Here is a 21,171-nt window from a genome sequence, read left to right as displayed (position 1 = left end):
CCTCCCGCCGGTGGCCGTCCCCCGGGGCCGTATCCCGGAGCGAACCGGGGCGATCGAACATACGATGGGCGGGAACCGGTGCGGTGGACTGCGCTCCAGATGGTCCACCGTCCCGTGGAACCGATCGCTCGGGGTGGGAGACCCATGGCACAGGCTGCCGACGCAGCGCGGACCGTCATTCTGACCGTGGACGACGACCCGGGGGTCTCCCGCGCCGTCGCCCGTGACCTCCGGCGGCGCTACGGCGAGTCGTACCGGATCGTGCGCGCCGAGTCGGGAGAGTCCGCCCTGGACGCACTGCGGGAGCTGAAGCTGCGCGGCGACCTGGTGGCCGTGATCCTCGCCGACTACCGGATGCCGCAGATGAACGGCATCGAGTTCCTGGAACAGGCCCTGGACGTGTATCCGGGGGCACGGCGCGTGCTGCTCACTGCGTACGCGGACACCAGCGCGGCGATCGACGCGATCAACGTCGTCGATCTCGATCACTATCTGCTCAAGCCGTGGGACCCGCCGGAGGAGAAGCTCTATCCGGTGCTGGACGACCTGCTGGAGGCGTGGCGCCACAGCGACTACCGGTCGGTGGCCACCACCAAGGTCGTGGGGCACCGGTGGTCGGCGCGGTCGTCGGACGTGCGTGAGTTCCTGGCCCGCAACCAGGTGCCGTACCGCTGGTACTCGGTGGAGGAGCCGGAGGGGCAGCGGTTGCTGGCGGCGGCCGGGCAGGACGGCCAGCGGCTGCCGCTGGTGATCACCCCGGACGGCTCGGTGCTGGTCGAGCCCGAGGCGCCGGAGCTGGCCGCACAGGTGGGCCTGGCGACGACCCCCACGGCCGACTTCTACGACCTCGTGGTCATCGGTGGCGGTCCGGCCGGGCTGGGCGCTGCCGTGTACGGCGCCTCGGAGGGCCTCAGGACCGTGCTGGTGGAGCGGTCGGCGACCGGCGGGCAGGCCGGGCAGAGCTCCCGGATCGAGAACTACCTCGGCTTCCCGGACGGCGTCTCCGGTGCCCAGCTCACCGACCGGGCGCGGCGGCAGGCGGCCAAGTTCGGCGCCGAGATCCTGACCGCGCGCGAGGTGACGGGACTGGAGGTCAACGGCGCGGCCCGGATCGTACGGTTCGCGGACGGCTCGGCGATCGCGGCGCACAGCATCATCCTGGCGACCGGCGTGCAGTACCGGCAGCTGGAGGCCCGGGGCTGCATCGACCTGACCGGCTGCGGGGTGTTCTACGGCTCCGCGCTGACCGAGGCGAACGCCTGCCAGGGACACGACGTGTACATCGTCGGCGGCGCCAACTCGGCGGGCCAGGCGGCGATGTACCTGTCGCGGTTCGCCAAGTCGGTGACGCTGCTGGTGCGCGGCTCCGACCTGTCGGCGTCGATGTCGTACTACCTGATCCAGCAGATCGGCGAGGCCCCGAACATCTCGGTGCGCAGTCAGACGGTGGTCGAAGCCGCGCACGGCTCGGACCGTCTGGAGCAGCTGACGCTGCGTCATGTGGCGAGCGGTGAGAGCGAACAGGTCGACGCCCAGTGGATGTTCGTGTTCATCGGCGCGGCTCCGCTGACCGACTGGCTGGGCGACACGGTGCTGCGCGACGAGCGCGGTTTCATCCTGGCCGGGCCCGATCTGACCGCCGACGGGCGGCCGCCGGCCGGCTGGGAGCTGGACCGGCCGCCGTACCACCTGGAGACCAGCATTCCCGGCGTGTTCGTGGCGGGCGACGCACGCGCCGAGTCCGCCAAGCGTGTCGCGTCCGCCGTCGGAGAGGGAGCCATGGCCGTGATGCTCGTCCACCGGTATCTGGAGCAGTCATGAGCGGACAGCTGATGCCGTGCAGCCCGGGGGAGATCGGCTCCCTGTTCCTCTTCGAGAAGCTGACGCCGGAGCAGTTGGGCCGGCTGTGCAGCGAGGGCCGGGTGGAGCTGTTCCAGCCGGGCCCGGTGTACACCGAGGGTGACCCCGCGACCTGCTTCTTCGCGATGATCGAGGGCACGGTCGTGCTCTCGCGGCGCGTCGGCGGCGACGACGTGGAGGTCACCCGCACCTCGCAGCGCGGGGTGTACGCGGGCGCCATGCAGGCGTACCTGGGTGACCGGGTGCGGCAGGCGTACAACAACTCGATGCGGGTGACGGAGCCGACGCGGTTCTTCGTACTGCCGGCGGACACCTTCGCGGCCATCATGAGCGAGTGGTTCCCGATGGCCGTGCACCTGCTGGAGGGCCTCTTCTTCGGTTCGAAGAACATCCAGGCCACCGTCGGGCAGCGGGAGCGGCTGCTGGCGCTAGGCTCGCTGTCGGCCGGTCTCACGCACGAGCTGAACAACCCGGCAGCGGCGGCCGTCCGGGCCACGTCGACTCTGCGGGAGCGGGTCGCGAAGATGCGGCACAAGCTCGCGGTCATCGCCGAAGGCCCGTTCTCCCGGGACGCGTTGGCGGGCCTGATCGAGATCCAGGAGCGCACCGCCGAGCGGGTCGCGAAGGCTCCGTCGCTCAGCCCGCTGGAGGCCTCCGACCGGGAGGACACGCTCACGGAGTGGCTGGAGGACCACGGTCTCGACTACGGGTGGCAGCTGGCGCCGACCTTCGTGCAGGCCGGGCTCGACGTCGACTGGCTGGAGCAGGTCGCGGCGGCCGTGGACGAGGAGATCCTGCCCGGGGCGATCGGCTGGCTCAACTACACCGTCGAGACCGAGCTGTTGATGACCGAGATCGAGGACTCCACCACTCGTATCTCGCAGCTGGTCGACGCGGCCAAGCAGTACTCGCAGCTGGACCGGGCGCCCTACCGGGTGGTGGACGTGCACGAACTCCTCGACAGCACGCTGCTGATGCTGTCGGGCAAGATCGGCTCGCGCATCCAGGTGGTCAAGGAGTACGACCGTACGCTCCCACCGGTCCCCGGCTATCCGGCCGAGCTGAACCAGGTGTGGACGAACCTCATCGACAACGCGGTCTGCGCCATCAACGGCGCGGGCGGGGAAGGCACGTTGACCGTGCGGACCGCGCTGGACCACGAGCGGTTGCTGGTGGAGTTCCGGGACACCGGGCCGGGAGTCCCGCAGGAGATCAAGAGCCGTATCTTCGACCCGTTCTTCACGACCAAGCCGGTCGGTCAGGGCACCGGTCTCGGTCTCGACATCTCGTGGCGGATCGTCGTGAACAAGCACCACGGCACGCTGCAGGTCGAGTCGGTGCCCGGCGACACCCGTTTCCAGGTGCTGCTGCCGCTGACCGCCGAGACGCCGGAAGACGCGGCGTCCGCCCTGACGACCACCTCCGAGGAGGCAGTATGAGCGACGAGGCCACGATCGACCCGAGCGTTCCGCCCAGCGGCGCCGGGTGTGTGGAGTGCGACGAGGCCGGTGGCTGGTGGTTCCACCTGCGCCGGTGCGCGACGTGCGGGCACATCGGCTGCTGCGACGACTCCCCCGCCAAACACGCCACGAGCCACTACCGGGAGACCGGGCACCCGGTGATCCGCAGCTTCGAGCCGGGTGAGGGCTGGTTCTGGGACTACGCCAAGAACGAGCTGTACGACTCCGGTCCCGAACTCGCGCCCCCGGTCAGCCATCCGGCCGACCAGCCGACACCCGGACCGGCGGGCCGGGTGCCGGCCGACTGGGCCGAGACGCTGCGCTGAACCGGCGGCGGACCGCCGGGGAGACGGAGCACCGGGGCCGGCCGGGTCCGGGCGACCCGGCCGGCCCCGGCTCTCAGCGGGCGCAGTCGAGGCTGCCCGGGTCGACGGAGTCGGCCAGCGCCTGCATTCCCTTGTCGTTGGGGTGCAGATGGTCGCCGTTGTCGAAGAAGGGCAGGATCCGTTCGCGGACGTAGGGGCTGCGCAGGGTGCGGTCGAAGTCGGTGACCGCGTCGAACTCCCCGCTGGTGCGGATGAACCGGTTGACGTCCTGGCGTACGGCTTCGCCGACCGGGTCCCACTCGGACCAGCCCTCGAACGGGCCGACGGTCGCGACCACCACGCACTTCCCGGCGGCGTGCGCCCGCCGGAGGATCTCCCGGTATCCGGCGATCAGGTCGGCCGCGGTGACGCCGGTGTGGGCCTTGAGGTCGTTCACCCCCTCGAAGAGGAAGACGGTGCGCACGCCGGGCTGGCTGAGGACGTCCCGGTCCAGCCGGTGGAGGGCGCTCTGCCCGGCGCCGTCCGCGAGCACCTTGTTGCCGGAGATGCCCTCGTCGGCCACGCCCTGGACGGCCGTACCGGCTCCGCCGAGGCGCCGGGCCAGGTAGTCGGGCCAGCGCCGGTTGAGGTCGGTGGTGGACTGCCAGCCGTCCGTGATCGAGTCGCCGAGCACCGCCACGGCACCGGTGGCGGCGTTCGGCGGACGTACGGAGACGGCGTCGAGGTACCACCAGGATCCGGTCGTCCCGGTCCAGTTGGCCGCGCCGGCCTCGGCGGTGTGGTCGCCCCGGGCGAGGTACGACGTCTGCATCGCCATGCCGTGGCCGGTGGCCGGGCCCGCCGCGTCCGGGGTGTGGAGGCTCACGACCAGGTTGACGGCGGCGGGGACCTTTCCGGGCAGCGGGTCACTCCATGCGACGGCGCCGGCCGGGACGGTGACCGTGCGGGCGCCGTCGAAGGTCAGCCGCCGGTTGCTGCCCGGCCGGAGTGCGGCGCCCTCGCTCTGCAGCCCGGCGTAGACGCTGTCCAGGGTCAGCGGCCGGTCGCCGAAGGCGTTGGACAGGCGGATGCGCAGGTCGCTGCCGCCGACGCTGGTGTGCAGGACCAGCCGGTACGCGCTGTCGGCCGTGCCCTCGCCCAGCCGGTCGGCACCGGCCGCCCAGGTGACGACTCCGGAGCCACGGGCGGTGGCCCCGGGGAACGGGCCGGAGGCCCTGGCGGGTACGGACTGGCAGGCGACGGCCACCAGCAGGACGGCGGCGATCCGGCAGACGCGCCCCAACCGGCCGGTCATTGCGCGAGGTCCTTCAACGTGACGGACTCGCCGGGCTTGAGGCGGACCGTCCGGGACGTGCCTGCGTATCCCACGGAGGTCATGGTGCCGCCGATGCTGCGGATCCGCACCTCGGTGGGTTTCCCGTCCCGCCAGCGCAGGTCGACGACGAAGCCGCCGCGGGCCCCGGCACCGGTCAGCGACCCGGACGCGGCCCAGGCGTCCGGCAGGGCGGGCAGGAGTTCCAGGCGGCCTGGGCGGGAGTACAGCAGCATCTCCACCGCGGCGGCCGGGGTGCCGAAGTTGGCGTCGATCTGGAAGATGCCCCGGCCCTGCTCGACCTGGTAGATGTCGAAGAGGTTGGGAGCGGTGCCGTTGCCGCCGCCGGTGGACGGGCGGAGGTTGTTGACGATCAGCCGGTAGGCCTTGTCGGCGTTCTTCAGCCGGGCCCAGCACAGCGCGCGCCAGGCGTTGGCCCAGCCGAAGCTGTCCATGCCGCGGGCGGTGAGCAGGGCGGTGGCGCCGGCAACGATGTCGGCGGGGGTGGAGCCGTCGGGGCGGATGCGGTCGCCGGGGAAGAGGCCGATCAGCGGGGACAGGTGCCGGTGGGTGGTCTCGCCGAGGTTGTCGGGGGACATCCACTCCTCCAGCCAGCCCGTCTTCGGGCTGACGACCGGGAGGTAGAGGCGGTCGCGGAGTGCGCCGACGGTACGGGCGTACTCCGCGTCCCGGCCCAGCTCGGCCGCGGCGGTACGGAAGTTGCCGAAGAGCGCCCGGACGAGTTCCTGGGCGTAGGTGATGCCCTTGGCGTCGAGCGGGCCCTGCTCCGGTGACCAGTCGCTGTCGGCGATGAGGACTTCCCGGCCGGTGTCCGGCAGCGTGTGGGTGAGCAGCCGTGCCTCCCAGAACTGGCAGGCGCCCTTGAGGAGCGGGTAGATCTTCTTCAGATGGGCGCGTGACGCCGTGAACTCGTAGTGCTCCCAGAGGGAGTTGCACAGCCAGGCGTTGCCCGCCGGGTGCCACCACCAGCCGCCTCCGCCGTACGGGTTGGCCGAGATGGCGACCGTCCAGCCGGCGGTCCTGCCGCTGGAGTTGCGGTAGCGGTTGCGGCGGTCGTCGAAGAGTCTCCCGGTGAGGTCGGTCCACGAGGGGAGCTGGGCCACGCAGTAGTCGGTGAACGCGTCGAAGCAGGGTGAAAGGCCCGCCCGGTCGGCCATCCAGTAGTTCATCTGGATGTTGATGTCGGTGTGGTAGTCGCCCATCCAGTCCGGGTCGTTGCCGTCCAGCCACAGTCCCTGCAGGCCCATCGGCAGGCTGCCGCGGGAGCCGGAGATCATCAGGTAACGGCCGAACTGCAGGTAGACGGCCTCGAGTTCGGGGTCCGGTGTGTCGTCCAGGGCGCGGGCCCTGATCCGCTCCCAGGTGTCCAGGGCGCGCTGCCCGTCCGACGAGGTGCCGAGCCGGATGTCGAACCGCCCGTACAGCGCCTGGTGATCGGCGACGTGGGTGCGCAGCAAGGTGTCCGCCGCGTGACCGGCGGCCGCGTGGACCTTGGCGCGGGCCAGCGCCCCGGGGTCGAGGGAGGGGTCGCGGTAGTGGGCGGCGGCGTCGGGCGCGTAGTCGGTGCCGCCGCTGAGCACCACGGTCAGGTCCTTGCATCCGGAGAAGGCCACGCGGGTGCCGTCGACACGGACGGTGCCGCCGCTGCCGTACGCGGTGACCGCGGCCGCGTACCGCAGTCCGTTGCGGAAGGAGCCGGTGAAGGACGTGGCGTTCGACGTCTCCTCGCCGTGCGTGCCCTCGAGGGTCACGGTGCCGGTGTAGGGTCCGCCGCCGTTCTGGGTGAGGTGCAGGACCACGACGTCGTCGGGGCGGCTGGCGAACAGCTGCCTCTGGTAGGTCACTCCGGAGCGGACGTACGACGTCGTCACCACGCCCTGGGCGAGGTCTAGGGTGCGGCGGTAGCCGGTGACGGCGCCCAGGTCGTGGTCCGGGATGGCGACGGTGAGGCGGGCGAGCAGGGTGAGCGAACCGAAGTCGTCGCGGCCGTAGGGGAACTGGCCTTCGGAGTCGAGGGTGTCGTTGAGCCCGCCGGTCCACAGGGTGGCGTCGGTGACGAGCAGGACGTCGCGTCCGGGATCGTTGGTGGCGAGGGCGCCGAGCCGGCCGTTGCCGACGGGCAGTCCCTGTTCGATGAGCGAGTGCTCGTCGGCGGGGGCCCGCCACCACAGCTGGTGACGGGGGTCGGGCGCGGTGGTCGCGGTGGGCCGCTGCGGGGCGGCGGTCGCCGTGAAGGAGGGCAGTGAGGCGAGGGCTCCGGTGGCCGCGGCGAGGGCGAGGAAGCCGCGTCTGCTGGGCGGATTCTCCATGGCGGGCTCCGATCACCGGCGGGGGGAGGCGGGGACGTCGATGCGGTCGATGTCCGGTGCGTAGTCCGAACCGCTGTCGAAGGTGAGGGTGTTGGCCCCCGCCTTCAGGGTGACCGGCACGCTCACCGTCTCGACGCTCCCCCAGTCGCCGGTGGAGGGGAACTTGTGGCGGGTGGCGCCGCCGGAGTCGGCGGAGACGTTCACGGAGCGGGCGTCGCCGCTGACGTAGGCGACCCTGACCAGGTAGGTGCCGGGCCTGTCGACGACGACGTTGTCGAAGCGGAGCTTGCCGCCCAGGTACAGGTTGCCGACCTTCTTGCCGCCGGAGCAGACGGAGCAGTCGGCGACGGACGCGTTGCCGCTGAGGGTGTTGCCGGCGGACTCGGCCTCGTAGCCGGTGGTGTGCAGGGCGCTGCCGTGCGGGGTGACGGTGAACAGGCGCGAGCCGTGGGCGGGCAGGGCCTCGGTGATCTTGTTCTTGTACGTGCCGAGGTCCTCGTGGTTCCACAGGTCCCGCACGGCCGCGCTGCCGGTGAAGCCGAGGGTGGACCAGTCGGCGGTGACGGCGGCCGGTGAGTCGGCGAGGTTGAACAGCGCGACGGTGTGGCTGCCGTCGGGGTTCTTCGCGGCCCACACCTGCTGCGGGTCGGAGGGCGTGACCGGCCGGGCGGGCGGCGTGTCGCCCTGGTCGACGGCGATGACCTCCTTGTTGGTCAGCAGGGAGAGGCCGTAGCTGTCCAGCCCGGTCAGGTCGTCGCCGGTGTAGAGCGGGGACTTGGCGACGGCCCACAGGGTCGCGTAGGTCTGCCGTTCGGCCTTGGTCAGGCCGTCCATGGCGCCGTTGCCGACGTCGAGCGAGTCGAGGTCGTTCCAGCCGCCGGGGCCCGCGTGCCTCGTCCAGCCGGGGGTGTCGTCGAAGCGGTCGTCGACGGAGTTCTCCCAGCCGACGAGGGTGTTGCAGTAGCACTCGACGTCGGTGTCGACGCGCCAGCCGTTGGAGTACTTCTTCCAGTCGGCGGCGTGCCCGATGTCCAGGGACCAGGAGATCTCCAGGTGGACCGGCCGGCCGGTGGCGGCTATGGCCTGCTGCCAGGCGGCCACGTCGGCAACGTTGTCGTGGTTGTCGCCGCTCTTGAAGGAACCGGGTCCGACGCCGTCGAGCTTGAGGAAGTCATAGCCCCAGTCGGCGACGGCCCGGGCCTGGGAGTCGACGTACTTCTGGGTGCAGGGCCTGGCGAAGTCGAGCTTGTAGGCGCTGTCCCAGCCGTTGGTGGTGCGCAGGTCGCCGTAGACGATGTCGGCGGTGGTGCAGCCGTCGGCGTGCCATATCGGCACCCTGCCGTCGCCGTACGCCTCCTTCTCCAGGCCGACCGGCAGGTAGATGCCGGCCTTGAGGCCCTTGGCGTGGATGTGGTCCGCGACCGCCTTCATGCCGTGCGGGAAGCGGACCGGGTCGGGTGTCTGGCGGGCGTACCGGTCGAAGGCGGGTTTCCAGGTCTTGTCCCGCCACCAGCCGGCGTCGATGTTGACGTACTCGTAGCCGTACTTCTTCAGCTTGGCCGCCAGGGCGTCGGTCTGCTTCAGGACGTTCGCCTCGGTGAGGTAGCTGTAGTCGCCGTCCGGGTTGAGCCCCGGGTACTTGGACGACTGCATGCTCCAACTGGACCAGCCCATGTACGGCTTGGCGGCGGGGCCGGGCCGGGCGTCGGCGTGTGCCGCGGCCGGTGCGGTGGTGGCGAGGCCCGCGGTGAGGGCGAGGACGACGGCGGCTCTGAGCCCGCGTGCGGGCAGGACGGAATACGAGGGTGACCACATGGGCCGTACCTCCTGGGTGGGTTCGGGTCGGGACGCTCAGCCCTTCCGGCTGCTGGGGGGCGAGGTGATGAAGGACTGGATCGCGGCGGCAGCGGCGCCGCGGGCCCACTCCTCGAAGGGGAGCGGGCGGGTCTGGACGTCGCACCGGGCGGCCGAGCCGAAGGCGGCCGCGGTGAACGCCACGCGGATCTGCTCGGCGAAGAGGTCGTAGGCGGCCAGACCCTCGCCGGAGATGATCACGCGCTCGGGTCCGAGCAGGTTGGCCACGGTGGCGATGCCCCGGCCGATGGCCTCTCCGGCCCGCGCGTAGACCTCGCGGGCCCCGGCAACGCCCTGATGGGCGAGGGCCACCGCCTCGGTGCTGTCGGCGACTTGACGGCCGGTCACCTCGCGGACGCGGGTGACGATGGCGGCGTCCCCGGCGATCGCCTCCACGCAGCCGCGGTTGCCGCAGTGGCAGGGCGCTCCCGCCGGGTCGACGACGATGTGGCCGATCTCCCCCGCCACGCCGTGCGCACCCGCGACCACCTGTCCATGGACCACGAGTCCACAGCCGATGCCCGCGCCGACGGTGACCACGGCGAAGTCGCTGAGGCCCGCTCCGGCGCCGAACCACTGTTCGGCGACGGTCAGGGCGCGCACGTCGTTGTCGACGGTGACCGGCAACCCGCTGGTCATTGCGGCGAGTTCGGCGAGGGGTACGTCCCGCCACGCCAGGAACGGCGAGTAGCGCACCACGCCCTCGGCGCGGTCGACGTCACCGGAGACGGCGATGCCGAGCCCGAGGACGGGGGCACCCGACTCGGCGGCGTGGCCGAGGAGTTCCTGGACGAGGTCCGCGATCGAGGCCAGCACCCGGCGGGTCGCCCGGTCCGGCAGGGGGACGCGCCGGGCGAGGCGGATGCGGCAGCACAGGTCGGTCAGTACGGCGATCAGCTCGTCGCCGGTGACCTTGACGCCGATGAACAGGGCCCGTTCGCCGTTGACCCTGACCAGGCCGGCGGGCCGGCCGAGGGCGGGGCGGGCGTCCTCGTCGGCGCCCTCCACCAGATACCCGGCCTCCAGCAGCGGGCGGACGGCCTTGGTGACGGCGGCCGGGGACAGCCCCGCGCGGCGGCCCGCCTCCAGGCGGGTCAGCGGGCCGTGGGACAGGACCGTCGTGAAGACCTGCGAGACGGCCGGTGTATGGGCCGGGAACGTCTCGGCGGCGGGGGTCGAGCGCATGGCCGGGAACCTACGGCCATTATTTTCCGCTGTCAATAAAAGAAACAGCGGTTGTTGCGGCGGCAGTTGGCCCGGCACCGGCTCATGGCCCCGGACATGCGGATGCCCCGCGCGAGGCGGGGCATCCGGTGGTGCTGGTGTACTGCTGCCGTCCGTCAGTGGGCGGCCGACGGCGTGTTGGCGGCGGTGACGTTCACCGCGGCCCACGCCTTGTCCACCGTCTTGTACTCGGTGCTGGTGGAGCCGTACAGGTCCTTGGCCGCCTTCAGCGTCGCGATGCGCGCCTGGTGGAAGTCGGTGGTGGAGACCATGTAGCGGGTCAGCGCACGGTAGAAGATGGCGGTGGCCTTGGTGCGGCCGATGCCCTTGACCGTGGCGCCGTTGTACGTCGGCGAGTTGTAGTTCACGCCGTTGATCGTCTTCTTGCCGCTGCCCTCCGCGAGGAGGTAGTAGGCGTGCGAGGAGACACCGGAACCGGCGTGCACCTCGGTGTAGTAGGTGTCCGGCGACCAGTAGTCGATCGTGCCCTCGAGCTTGTCGAGCGACGGGTGGTCGAGGCGGCGCAGGAACTTCTGGTCGAGGCCCAGCTTCTCCCCGATCAGGTAGTCCGGCGTGTCCTTCGTGTTGTTCGCGTAGAACTCCACGTTGGAGCCGAAGATGTCCGCGAGGGACTCGTTCAGCGAGCCGGGCTCACCGTACTGGTTGCCGTCCGAGTCGACGTAGGTCGGCTCGAGCTTGGCGGTGGCCTCCACGACGCCGTGGGTCAGCTCGTGACCGGTGACGTCGAGGACGACGAGCGGCTTCTTGAACATCGTGCCGTCGCCGTCGCCGTACAGCATGCAGTTGCAGGTCGGGTCCCAGAACGCGTTGGCGACCTTGTTGCCCCAGTGGACCATCGCGCGAGCGGCCTTGCTGTTGTTGGCAATGCCCTTGCGGTTGAAGGTCTTCTTGTAGAAGTCCAGGGTCTTGGTCACGCCGTACTGGGCGTCCGCGGCCGCGCTGGCACGGCTGCTGGTCTTGTTGTTGCCCCACACGTTGGTGGTGCTGGTGAACTTCGTGCCCGCGCCGAAGCTCTCCGTGTACTTGCCCTTGGCGTCCCGGGTCTCGGTGCCGTACCGGCTCGGGTCCTTGAGCTGGTAGTGGCCGCGCGAGGTCGCCGTGGTGGTCAGACCGACGTTGCCCACGAAGAGGGTCTTGCCGGTGCCGTGCGCGGTCGACGGGTAGCTCGTCGCGCCGGAGACACCCGAGCCGAGCAGGCCGGCACTGGCGTCGGAGCCGATGCCGGTGGCCGGGTCGATCGTCTCGCCGCGCTTGCGCAGCGTGTCGACCAGCTTCGGCGACAGGAACTGGTCCGCGTCGGGCGTGTTGCTGCGCACCTTGCCGGTGACGGCGTCGATGACGACGGTGCTGGAGGCACCCTTGTCGGTGACGGTCACCTGGTAGGCGAGGGCGGAGGCGCCGTCACGGGCGTCCAGGACCAGCTGGGCGTCACCCGCGTCACCCTTGGCGACCTGGGCGGCCTTCGCCGCGGCCTGACCCGCGGTCAGCTTCGCCGTGGCGGTGCCGGCCTTGACGGGCTTGCCGGCCGCGCGGGTGACACCCGCGTAGGCCAGCTGCCGGTTCAGGTGGACGATGAGGTCGCCACCAAGAACGGGCATTCCGTTGTGAGTACGGACGAAGCGGACGTGGCGCGCACCCTCGGGGTCGATCATCACGTCCTGGACGTGGAGCTCGTCGCCCTTCGAGACGCCCGTCGCCGCGTTGTGGGCGAAGGCCGCGGTGCGCGCGGCCTCCACCACCAGCGTGGCCGTCGAGGCAGCGGAGGCGGCGGACCGCTCCGCCCCCGTGGAGGGACCCGCGAAGGCAGTACCGGCCAGGCCCGTAGCAGCCGTGGTCACCGCGACGGCGACCGCCACGCTGCGTATGTGCGGTCTACGCAATCTGATCAGGGTTCCTTCGTTCGAAGACGGCTGGGATCACCAACCGCCTTGAGACATGGCACTGTTGGGCGCCATGGGAGCTAGTCGGGCTCCGAGGGGTAACCCTTACGGATGAGTCATGCGCACGTAAAGCCGGAATGATCCATTTCGCGGTTTTCTATGACAATCCTTTACGAATGCCTGCCGCGAGGGTGATCACGATACGGCCAACTGTGTGTCGGCTGTGGAGACGTTGCCCGAATCCTCTAGGTTCCCAGGCCGGAATGTGACCGATGTCGCATCGGCAATCGCATGGACGGAGTGAGGGCCGGATGGTCTCAGCAAGGGTGAGCAGGGGTGCGGTACTCGGAGCGGTCGTGCTGTCGCTCGTCGCGGTTCCGGCGCGGGCCGCGACCGCGCAGGCCGACGCGCCCACGCCGGCGGCGCTGCCGGCGCCCGACACCACGGGCCTGGACGCGGTGCTGCGCTCGGCGGTGGCACAGGGCGCGCCCGGTGCGCTGGCCCGGATCGACGACAACGGCAGCACCTACCGGCTGAGTCGGGGCGTTGCCGACCGCGGCACCCGGCAGAGCATCAGCACCGACGACCGCTTCCGAATCGGCAGCGTCACCAAGTCCTTCTCGGCCGTGGTCCTGCTGCAGCTGGCCGACGAGCACAAGCTCGACCTGGACGCCCCGGTCAACCGCTACCTGCCCGGGCTGCTGCCGGACGACCGCATCACGGTCCGGCACGTCCTGAGCCACCGCAGCGGCCTGTACGACTACAGCAACGACATGTTCGCCCAGAGCGTCTCCGGCTTCGAGGCGGTACGGAACAAGGTCTACACCTACCAGCAGCTGGTCAACCTCTCCCTGCAGAAGCCCCGCACCAACGCGCCCGGCGCCGCGTACTCGTACTCCAACACGAACTTCGTCGTGGCGGGCATGCTCATCGAGAAGCTCACCGGGCACTCCGTGAAGACCGAGTACGAGAACCGCATCCTCAAGCCGCTGAGCCTGACCGACACCTTCTACGTCCATCCCGACACGAAGATCCCGGGCCGGTACACGCGCGGGTACCTCACCCCGGACACGGCCGGCGCCCCGCTCGTCGACGCCACCACGCAGACGGTGTCGTGGGCGCAGAGCGCGGGCGCGATCATCTCCAGCGCGCGCGACCTGAACACGTTCTACTCGGCGCTGCTGCGGGGAGAGCTCATGTCCGCCGCCCGGCTGGCGGAGATGGAGCGCTTCACCCGGGTCAACAGCACCACGGCGTACGGGCTCGGGCTGCGGCGGCGGGATCTGTCGTGCGGGGTGTCGGTGTACGGGCACACGGGGGCGGTGCAGGGGTACTACACGTACGCGTTCGCCTCCAAGGACGGGAAGCGCAGTGTCGCCGCCGTGGCCAACACGTCCAACAACTCGAAGGTGCTGAACACGATGGCGGGGGTGCTGGAGACGGCGTTCTGCGGCAAGCCGGCGCAGGCCATGAGCGGCTCGGCGATGACGGAGAGGGATCTGAAGGAGTAGGGGTTCGTCCTCGCCGGAACCCGCCCGGGCCTGCCGTGCGTTCCTTGTGATGTGACGAACGAGTTGGTCCCCGGAGGGAATGTGCCCCTGCCGGGCGGTGCGCTGGTGTTGCGGGTTGCCGGGCCCTTCGACGTGTCCGCCCTCGTCACGGACGGGGGCGGCAAGGTCGGCGGGGACGCGGACTTCGTGTTCTACAACCAGCCGGGTGCGCCCGGCGTCCGGTTGCACGGTGGCACGCTCCACCTCGACCCGGCGCGGCTGCGGCCCGCGGCCACCCGGGTCACCGTCGCCGTCAGCGCGGCCGAGCCTGGCACGCCGCTCGGGCGCTTGCCCGCGCCCCGACTGGAAGTCACCGACGGCTCCGGGCGCGCTCTGGCCTGCTTTGTCCCGCCGCGCCTCGGGCCGGAGACCGTACTGCTGCTAGCCGAGCTGTATCAGCGGGGTACCGGGTGGAAGCTGCGGGCGATCGGACAGGGCTATGCCGACGGGCTGGCGGGGCTGGCCCGGGACTTCGGGGTGGACGTCGTGGACGACGGCCCGCAGACGGAGCCCGCTCCGGATGCCGACGGCTTCCTGGGGCTGGTCAACTCCGCCCGGGCCCGGGCCGGCTCCCCTCCGGTGGCGCTCGACGCACGCCTCGGCGCCGCCGCACGGGCGCACGCCGAGGCGATGGCCGGCGCCGGCCGGCTCGCCTCCGAGGGCCTGGACGGCGTCTCGGTTCACCAGCGGATCACGGCCACCGGGTACGCGTACGTCACCGTGGGCGAGCATCTCGTGTCCGGGCCGCGCACCCCGGCCGAGTTCGTCGCCTACTGCCTGGACACCGGCCAGGCCCGGCACACCCTGCTCGGCCCCGGCTTCACCCATCTCGGCCTGGCCCACGCCGACGCGGGCGACCGGTACTGGACCGCGCTGTGGGCCAGGCCCCTGACCCCGGGCGAGCTGTCCCAAACGGTCGCCGAGGTCGTCGCGCTGACCAACGCCGAGCGGGCGCGGGCCGGGCTGGCTCCGCTGGCGGCGGATCCACCGCTCGCGCGGGCCGCGCAGGCGCACTGCGCGGACATGGTGGCCCGCGACTTCTACGCGCACACCTGCCCCGACCGCAGCCGGCCCTGGGACCGGGCCGCCCGGGCGGGCTCCCGCCGGCGCACCATCGGCGAGAACATCGCCTGCGGTCAGCGCTCCCCCGCCGAGGTGGTGGACGGCTGGATGAACAGCCCCGGCCACCGCGCGAACATCCTCGAAGCCGACTTCACGCACATCGGTGTCGGCTTCACCGGCGGCGGCCGGGCGGGCACCTACTGGGCCCAGCTGTTCGGTGGCTGACCGGGCACATACCGTGATCTTGGCGGAGCGACCCCTTCCGGGACACCATGCCCCGCATGAAGGGTGATCTGTTTTCCAGTCAGCACATGGTGCGTCCGGCCGTCGAGCCGGGCATGGCCGTCGAGAACGCCAAATGCATCAAGTACGCCGTGAACGGTGAGATGTTCGCCCGCCAGGGCGCGATGATCGCCTACCGCGGCGGTCTCCAGTTCGAGCGCAAGGGCCAGGGCGTGGGCGGCATGCTCAAGCGCGCGGTCACCGGTGAGGGGCTGCCGCTGATGGCGGTCCGCGGGCAGGGCGAGGTGTGGTTCGCGCACGAGGCGCAGAACTGTTTCATCGTCGAGGTGGAGCAGGGCGACCAGTTCACCGTCAACGGCCGCAACGTCCTGTGTTTCGACCCGTCGCTGTCGTACGAGATCAAGACCGTGAAGGGTTCGGGCATCGCCGGCGGCGGCCTGTTCAACAGCGTGTTCAGCGGACAGGGCCGGCTCGGCCTGGTGTGCGAGGGCAACCCGCTGGTCATACCGGTCTCGGCCCAGTACCCGGTGTACGTCGACACGGACGCGGTGGTCGGCTGGACCGCGCATCTGCAGACCTCCCTGCACCGCTCCCAGTCGTTCGGCTCGATGCTGCGCGGCGGCTCCGGGGAGGCCGTCCAGCTGATGCTCCAGGGCGAGGGGTACGTCGTGGTTCGTCCCAGCGAGGAGACCCCGCAGAAGGTTCAGCAGCACTGACGCCCCGTGAGGTGATCTACGCCTCACGAGCAACCCCCTTTGCCGTACCGGCGTCTTGACCGACAACAGACCAAGCCCTGACCCCCGGGGTCAGGGCAAGTTTTCGGCGCGCTATACACATCATGTATACACACCGTGTATAGAAAGGCATGCATGTACGGCAAGGCTTTCGCCCCGGAGTACCAGGGCTCCCTGACCACCCTGTCCGTCAACTCCTCTCTGACCGACGTCCTGAGCGAGGGCACCGAGCGGCTGCGCGAGGCCGAGCGGTCGGGCCGCCCCGACGAGGCGGCCCGCTGCGGTCTCGCCGTCGCCGAGGCGCACCGGCGGCTCGGCCAGGTACGGGACGCCGACCGGGCCTGGAAGGCGAGTTACCGTTCCGCCCGCGAGGCCGGGGACACGGCCGCGATGGCGTGGGCGCTGTGGAGCGGCGGCACCCTGGCCCGGCAGCGCGGCGCCTTCCCGCTGGCCTGGCGGCTGCTCGGGCTCGCGGCCGAACTCGGCGAGCAGGGGGGCGACATCGTTGTCCGCGGCTACTCGCTGGCGGGCCTCGCGGAGACCGGCCGCATCCAGGGCGACTACGAGGCGGTGGGCCGGCTGCACGAGCAGCTGCTGGCCGAGGCCCGCAGGCGCGGGGAGGCCCGGCACACGGTGTGGGCGCTGGAGGGCATCGCGCAGATGCACCGCAACACCGGGGAGTACGACAAGGCGTACGCCCTCTTCGAGGAGGCGGCGCAGATAGCCGAGCGGGCCGACGACCGGCGCGGCCACGCCTGGGCACTGCGCGGACTCGCCGACGTCCTCTCGGTCCGCGACGCGGACACCGAGCGGGCGCTGGAGCTGCTGGCGCTGGCCGAGGCCAGCTGCCGGGCGATGAACCTGTCCAGCGCGCTCGCCTACAACCACAAGATGCGGGGCAACGTCTTCTACCGCGCGGGGCGGTACGCCGAGGCCCGGGACCTGTACGAGCTGGCCCTGGAGGAGTTCCGGGCGATGAGCGAGCCGCGCGGCGAGGCGCTGGCCCGGCTGGGCCTGGCCAAGTCGCTGGCCCGGCTGGGCCACGACCGCGCCGAGACGGCGGCCGAACTCGCGGACCTGGCACGGGTGCTGGAGCGCAGCGGACTCAGGCACGCACGGGAGATGGTGACCCGGGCGCAGGCGGAGTTCGGCCTGGACGCGGAGGTCGTACGGTGACCGGGCTCCACCCGGCGGTGCAGGCGCCGCCCTCGGCTCCGGAAATCCTCGACCGCTGCCGGGAGTTGGTGCGCCCCGCGCTGGCGGAGGCGGTGGGACGGCTGCACCCCTGGGTGGCCGAGATGGCCGCGTACTCCTTCGGCTGGTGCGAGGTCGGCGGCGCCCCCGCCGCCGCGCCGGGCGGCAAGGGCGTGCGGCAGGCGCTGGCGGTGCTCGGCGCCCGGATGGCCGGCGCCGACGGGCGGGCCGGGGTCCCGGCGGCGGTCGCGGTGGAGCTGGTGCACGCCTTCTCCCTGCTCCACGACGACATCATGGACGGCGACGCCACCCGGCGCCGGCGCCCCGCCGTCTGGAAGGCGTACGGCACGGGTCCCGCGGTCCTCGCCGGGGACGCCCTGTTCGCGCTCGCCGTGGAGACCCTCGCCGCCGGGCCGGGCGGTCCGGGTGCCGTACGCATCCTGTCCACGGCCCTCGCCGATCTGGTGCGCGGGCAGGCCGACGACCTGCTGTTCGCCACCCGGCCGTTCGACGGGCCGGAGCGGGTCACGCCCGAGGAGTACCGGGCGATGGCCGAGCACAAGACGGGCGCGCTGCTGGGCTGCGCCGCCGCGCTCGGGGCCGCGCTCGGCGGGGCACCCGCGCCGGTCGTCACCGCGCTGGACCGCGCAGGGCGGCATCTGGGCGTCGCCTTCCAGCTGGTGGACGACGTGCTGGGCATCTGGGGCGACCCGGCCGTCACCGGCAAGCCGGCCGGCGGGGATCTGCGCGAGCGGAAGAAGACCTTCCCGGTGCTGGCCGCGCTCGGCTCCCCCGCGGGCCGCCGGCTGCCGGCACTGCTGGACCGGCCCGGTCGGACCGAGGAGGCGGCCGCGCTGATCGAGCGGGCGGGCGGCCGCGCGGCGGCACTGGCCGAGGCCCGCTGGCACACCGCCGCCGCGCGCTCCCTGCTCACGGAGGTCCCGTCGCCCGCCGTCGAGGAGACGCTCCGGCTGCTGGACTTCCTGGTGGCCCGCGACCTCTGAAACCGCGTTGGTCCCGGACACTCCGAGCGCGGCGGCACACCCGGGCATTTACCGTCGGTTACCCCCAGGTCGATGCCCGGTCATGTGCCGTTATCGCAAACTCGCAAGCGCTTTCGAATAGTTGAATAAAAGGCAGAAACGGGGCCGGAGTTTCGGATTCTTTGAACGCTCCCCCGCACACCCCGCGTACCTGTGAGAAAGGACGAGTCAGGGGTTCCAGCGAGGGATGACCATGGTCAAGGCGCACGTCTCCGCACACGAGTTGGTCGCCGGCCGGTACCGGCTCCTCGAGGTCTTCGCCCGGGAGACGAACCGGCTGTGGTGGTACGCGGAGGACGTGGCGGCGAACCAGCCCCGCCTGGTGGCACAGACCGGCCTCCCGGAGGACTGCGACGCGGACACCCTGCGCCGGGCCACGGCCCGGGTCGTCCGGACCTCCGAGACCATGCGGCTCCTGTGCCCCGGGCAGCTCGCCACGGTCGTCGACGCCGTCGTGGAGTCGGGCACCCTGTGGACGGTCACGGACTGGATCGACGGCACCCCCCTCGGTGAACTCCTCGACCGCGAGGGCCCGTTCACGCCGGCGCGGGCTGCGCGGATCGGGCTCGAGATCCTCGACGTGCTGCAGGCCGCGCACGACGAGGGCATCACCCACGGCGAGCTGAGCCCCGGCCAGGTCTTCGTCCGGGACGGGGGCCCGGTCGTGGTCGCCGGGTTCGGGCTGGCGGGTGCGACGCTGGCCCCGCGGCTCACGGCACCGTCGTACGCCTCGCCGGAACAGGCCCGCGACGAGCGCATCGGACCGGCGGCCGACCTGTGGGCGCTGGGCGCGATCCTCTACACGTCGGTCGAGGGGCGCCCGCCGTTCCGTGACCGGGGCCGCCCGGACGCCACGCTGAAGGCCGTGGACCGGCTGCCGCTGCGCACCCCGTTGCGCACCGGGCCGCTCACCCAGTCCGTCCAGGGGCTGCTGCGCAAGAACTCCCGGGAGCGGCTGACCCGGCCGGTGGTCCGCGAGGCGCTGATCCGGGCCCTCGACGGGGACGCCGACGCGGACCGCGACCCCGCGCCCGCGCCCCGGCTGCGCAGCGCCTACGCGGCCGTGCGGCAAGTGGCCCCGGAACGCGGCAGGCGGATGATGGTGGCCGGGACCGCACTGGCCGTCGTCACCGTCACGGCGGCCGTCCTGACCGCGACCCACCAGCTGCCCGGCACCTCCACCGCGGCCGAGCCGCCGCGGCCCACCGCCACCACCGCCACCACCGCCACCACCGCCACCACGGCCCCACCGGCCGACCGGACCGAGAACAACACCCCCAGCCCGAGCGCCCGCCCCAGTACGAGCTCGAGTACGAGCAGCAGACCGAGCCCCAGCAGCTCCCCGTCGCCGGCCCTGCCGGCCGGCTTCCACCGCTACACCGCCCCGGAAGGCTTCTCCGTGGCCCTGCCGGACGGCTGGAAGCGGCTGACCACCACACGCGGGACCGACCACGCCTACCGCATCACCTTCGGCACGGACGCCGACTCCCCGACGCTCGCCGTCACCTACAGCGAGCAGGCCGGCCCGGACCCGGTCGCCGTGTGGCGGGACGAGGTCGAACCGGAGCTGGCTCGGCTCCCCGGCTATCAGCGGGTCGGCAGCATCCGGGCCACGACCTACCAGGGCCGCCGGGCGGCCGACCTGGAGTGGCTGTCCGGGTCCGGCGACGCACGGGTGCACACCTTCGGGCGTGGATTCCTGCTCGGCGGCGGGCGCAGTTTCTCCCTGCGTTTCACCACCGCGGACAAGAACTGGGACGATGCCGGCAACCGGCTCGCGCTCAGGACCTTCCTGCAGACGTTCCGCGAGACCGGCGGCTGACCTGCGCCCCGCGCCGGACGGGCAGGGCCGGCAAAGCATGTCCAATGGGTGGATATAGGCTGTCCAGCGCACTCGCGCACCGAGTGCGGTCCCGCCCAGACATGCCTCCAGGAGAGTCATCCGTGACCCTTGCGACCGACCCGTCCGAGACGTACGTGCCGACCGCGTCGCCCCTGTCCGACCTCGTGGCGCGGGACGCACGCGAGTTCGGCGTCTACGCGCGCACCGGCGGCTGGGCCTTCGCGCTGATGGTGGCGCGCAGCGTGCGGCCGGGCGGACAGGCATCCGGTGAGACGCCGAAGGTGTCGGCGAAGGAGTTCGCGGAGCTGGCCGGCTGCTCGCCCGAGCGGGTCATGCGCTACTACAAGGCCTGGGACCGCGCGGCCGACGACGGGCTCGTCCCGCACTTCGAGGGGCTCCGGCCGGGCCAGGACGTCGAGCTGCCGGACGCCGACGTCTGGCTGAGCTACTACGTCTCCCGAAACAGCGCCACCTCCGAGCGCGGCACCGCCATCGCGCAGGCCGCCGAGGCCGAGGGCATCCGTCCCACCAAGGCCCTGGAGGTCGCCGAGAACCCCACCGCGCTGCGCGCCGCGATCCTCGCCGACCCCTCCACCGCCCGGGCCGCCCGCTCGGCCCTGCTGGACCGGCTCAAGGAGGACCCGGACCTGCAGGCCGAGCTGGCCCGGGACGTCGTGCGCACGGACGACCTGAAGAAGGCCGTGGCGAGCGAGAGCCGCTCGGCCGACCGGATCGGCTACGTCCGGCAGATCGCCGAGTCCGGACAGATCAGGACACCGGCCGGGCAGACCGTGGACGCGCCCGTCGGGCTGCGCGAGGAGGCCGAGCGGCATCTGTCGCTGATCGACGAGCTGGAGGACGGCGAGGACACCGGCGAGTGGGCCACCGAGGCCTACGACACCCTGAAGTCCCTCGTCGCCGAGACGGTCGAGGCCGACCCCGAGCTGCGGGTCCAGGAGCGGCGGACGAAGTTCTACAGCAGCCTGCAGAAGGCGACCCGGGCGTTCGAGGAGCTGACCTTCGACGACGCCCAGGACTTCTACGAGGACGACATGCTCCAGCGTCTGGAGGACCTCCAGCAGGCCATCGGCACCTGTCTGACCGCGCTGCGCGGAGCACGCGGAAGCCAGTCGTAGGGCCCGGCGGGCGTCCTCAGTCCGGGCTGAGTAGCGGTACTCATGCCCGGGCCCGCCGGCCGCCGCCACGATGGGGGCTCCTTCCTCTCCTCCCGCAAG

General features: G+C 71.8%; 15 protein-coding genes. 10 read left to right on the top strand and 5 right to left on the bottom strand.

The genetic code is table 11. The features are described from left to right. Positions 1-144 precede the first annotated feature (144 nt). Genes FB157_RS19895 through FB157_RS19885 form a run of 3 tightly spaced genes read left to right on the top strand, consistent with a single transcriptional unit; the run spans position 145 to position 3,646 of the window. Complete coding sequence (locus FB157_RS19895) at positions 145-1,821, top strand: FAD-dependent oxidoreductase (protein WP_145881579.1); 1,677 nt, start codon at positions 145-147, stop codon at positions 1,819-1,821. Then, entirely contained in the window at positions 1,818-3,299 is a 1,482-nt protein-coding gene (locus FB157_RS19890) for an ATP-binding protein (protein ID WP_145881577.1), read from the top strand. Before FB157_RS19895 ends, FB157_RS19890 begins: the two co-directional genes overlap by 4 nt. After that, positions 3,296-3,646, top strand: a complete 351-nt coding sequence (locus FB157_RS19885) for a UBP-type zinc finger domain-containing protein (protein ID WP_145881575.1) — start codon at positions 3,296-3,298, stop codon at positions 3,644-3,646. The genes FB157_RS19890 and FB157_RS19885 overlap by 4 nt, the downstream gene beginning before the upstream one ends. Before the next feature lie 73 nt (positions 3,647-3,719). Here the strand turns inward: FB157_RS19885 and FB157_RS19880 are convergent, their stop codons facing one another. The 5 genes from FB157_RS19880 to FB157_RS19860 form a co-directional block, all read right to left on the bottom strand. Further along, on the bottom strand, positions 3,720-4,940 hold the full coding sequence (locus FB157_RS19880) for an SGNH/GDSL hydrolase family protein (protein WP_145881573.1): 1,221 nt from the start codon (positions 4,938-4,940) through the stop codon (positions 3,720-3,722). Next, the gene (locus FB157_RS19875; RefSeq protein WP_145881571.1) at positions 4,937-7,288 is read right to left on the bottom strand and encodes a glycosyl hydrolase family 95 catalytic domain-containing protein; all 2,352 of its coding nucleotides are present in this window, start codon (positions 7,286-7,288) and stop codon (positions 4,937-4,939) included. The genes FB157_RS19880 and FB157_RS19875 overlap by 4 nt, the downstream gene beginning before the upstream one ends. Before the next feature lie 12 nt (positions 7,289-7,300). Next, positions 7,301-9,103, bottom strand: a complete 1,803-nt coding sequence (locus FB157_RS19870; RefSeq protein WP_145881569.1) for a carbohydrate-binding protein — start codon at positions 9,101-9,103, stop codon at positions 7,301-7,303. Between the two features lie 36 nt (positions 9,104-9,139). Beyond that, complete coding sequence (locus tag FB157_RS19865) at positions 9,140-10,327, bottom strand: ROK family transcriptional regulator (protein WP_145881567.1); 1,188 nt, start codon at positions 10,325-10,327, stop codon at positions 9,140-9,142. 155 nt (positions 10,328-10,482) lie between these two features. Then, entirely contained in the window at positions 10,483-12,267 is a 1,785-nt protein-coding gene (locus FB157_RS19860) for a M4 family metallopeptidase (protein WP_186581579.1), read from the bottom strand. Positions 12,268-12,578: 311 nt separating this feature from the next. On the opposite strand from FB157_RS19860, the gene FB157_RS19855 reads away from it, so the two are divergent. The 7 genes from FB157_RS19855 (at position 12,579) to FB157_RS19825 (ending at position 21,072) form a co-directional block, all read left to right on the top strand. Next, the gene (locus FB157_RS19855) at positions 12,579-13,778 is read left to right on the top strand and encodes a serine hydrolase (protein WP_145881563.1); all 1,200 of its coding nucleotides are present in this window, start codon (positions 12,579-12,581) and stop codon (positions 13,776-13,778) included. Between the two features lie 81 nt (positions 13,779-13,859). Beyond that, complete coding sequence (locus FB157_RS19850; RefSeq protein ID WP_145881744.1) at positions 13,860-15,104, top strand: CAP domain-containing protein; 1,245 nt, start codon at positions 13,860-13,862, stop codon at positions 15,102-15,104. Positions 15,105-15,160: 56 nt separating this feature from the next. Further along, on the top strand, positions 15,161-15,838 hold the full coding sequence (locus tag FB157_RS19845; RefSeq protein ID WP_145881561.1) for an AIM24 family protein: 678 nt from the start codon (positions 15,161-15,163) through the stop codon (positions 15,836-15,838). A 153-nt stretch (positions 15,839-15,991) separates the two neighbouring features. Beyond that, a complete protein-coding gene (locus FB157_RS19840; protein ID WP_145881559.1) occupies positions 15,992-17,032 on the top strand; it encodes a tetratricopeptide repeat protein in 1,041 nt (346 codons plus the stop codon). Further along, positions 17,029-18,054, top strand: a complete 1,026-nt coding sequence (locus FB157_RS19835) for a polyprenyl synthetase family protein (protein ID WP_186581578.1) — start codon at positions 17,029-17,031, stop codon at positions 18,052-18,054. The genes FB157_RS19840 and FB157_RS19835 overlap by 4 nt, the downstream gene beginning before the upstream one ends. A 226-nt stretch (positions 18,055-18,280) precedes the next feature. Next, a complete protein-coding gene (locus tag FB157_RS19830) occupies positions 18,281-19,915 on the top strand; it encodes a serine/threonine-protein kinase (RefSeq protein WP_145881557.1) in 1,635 nt (544 codons plus the stop codon). Positions 19,916-20,037: 122 nt separating this feature from the next. Next, positions 20,038-21,072, top strand: a complete 1,035-nt coding sequence (locus FB157_RS19825) for a hypothetical protein (RefSeq protein ID WP_145881555.1) — start codon at positions 20,038-20,040, stop codon at positions 21,070-21,072. Positions 21,073-21,171: the final 99 nt, after the last annotated feature.

The sequence above is a fragment of the Streptomyces sp. BK340 genome (assembly GCF_007827595.1).
GTDB lineage: Bacteria > Actinomycetota > Actinomycetes > Streptomycetales > Streptomycetaceae > Streptomyces.
This window is presented reverse-complemented; position numbering and strand designations above follow the sequence as displayed.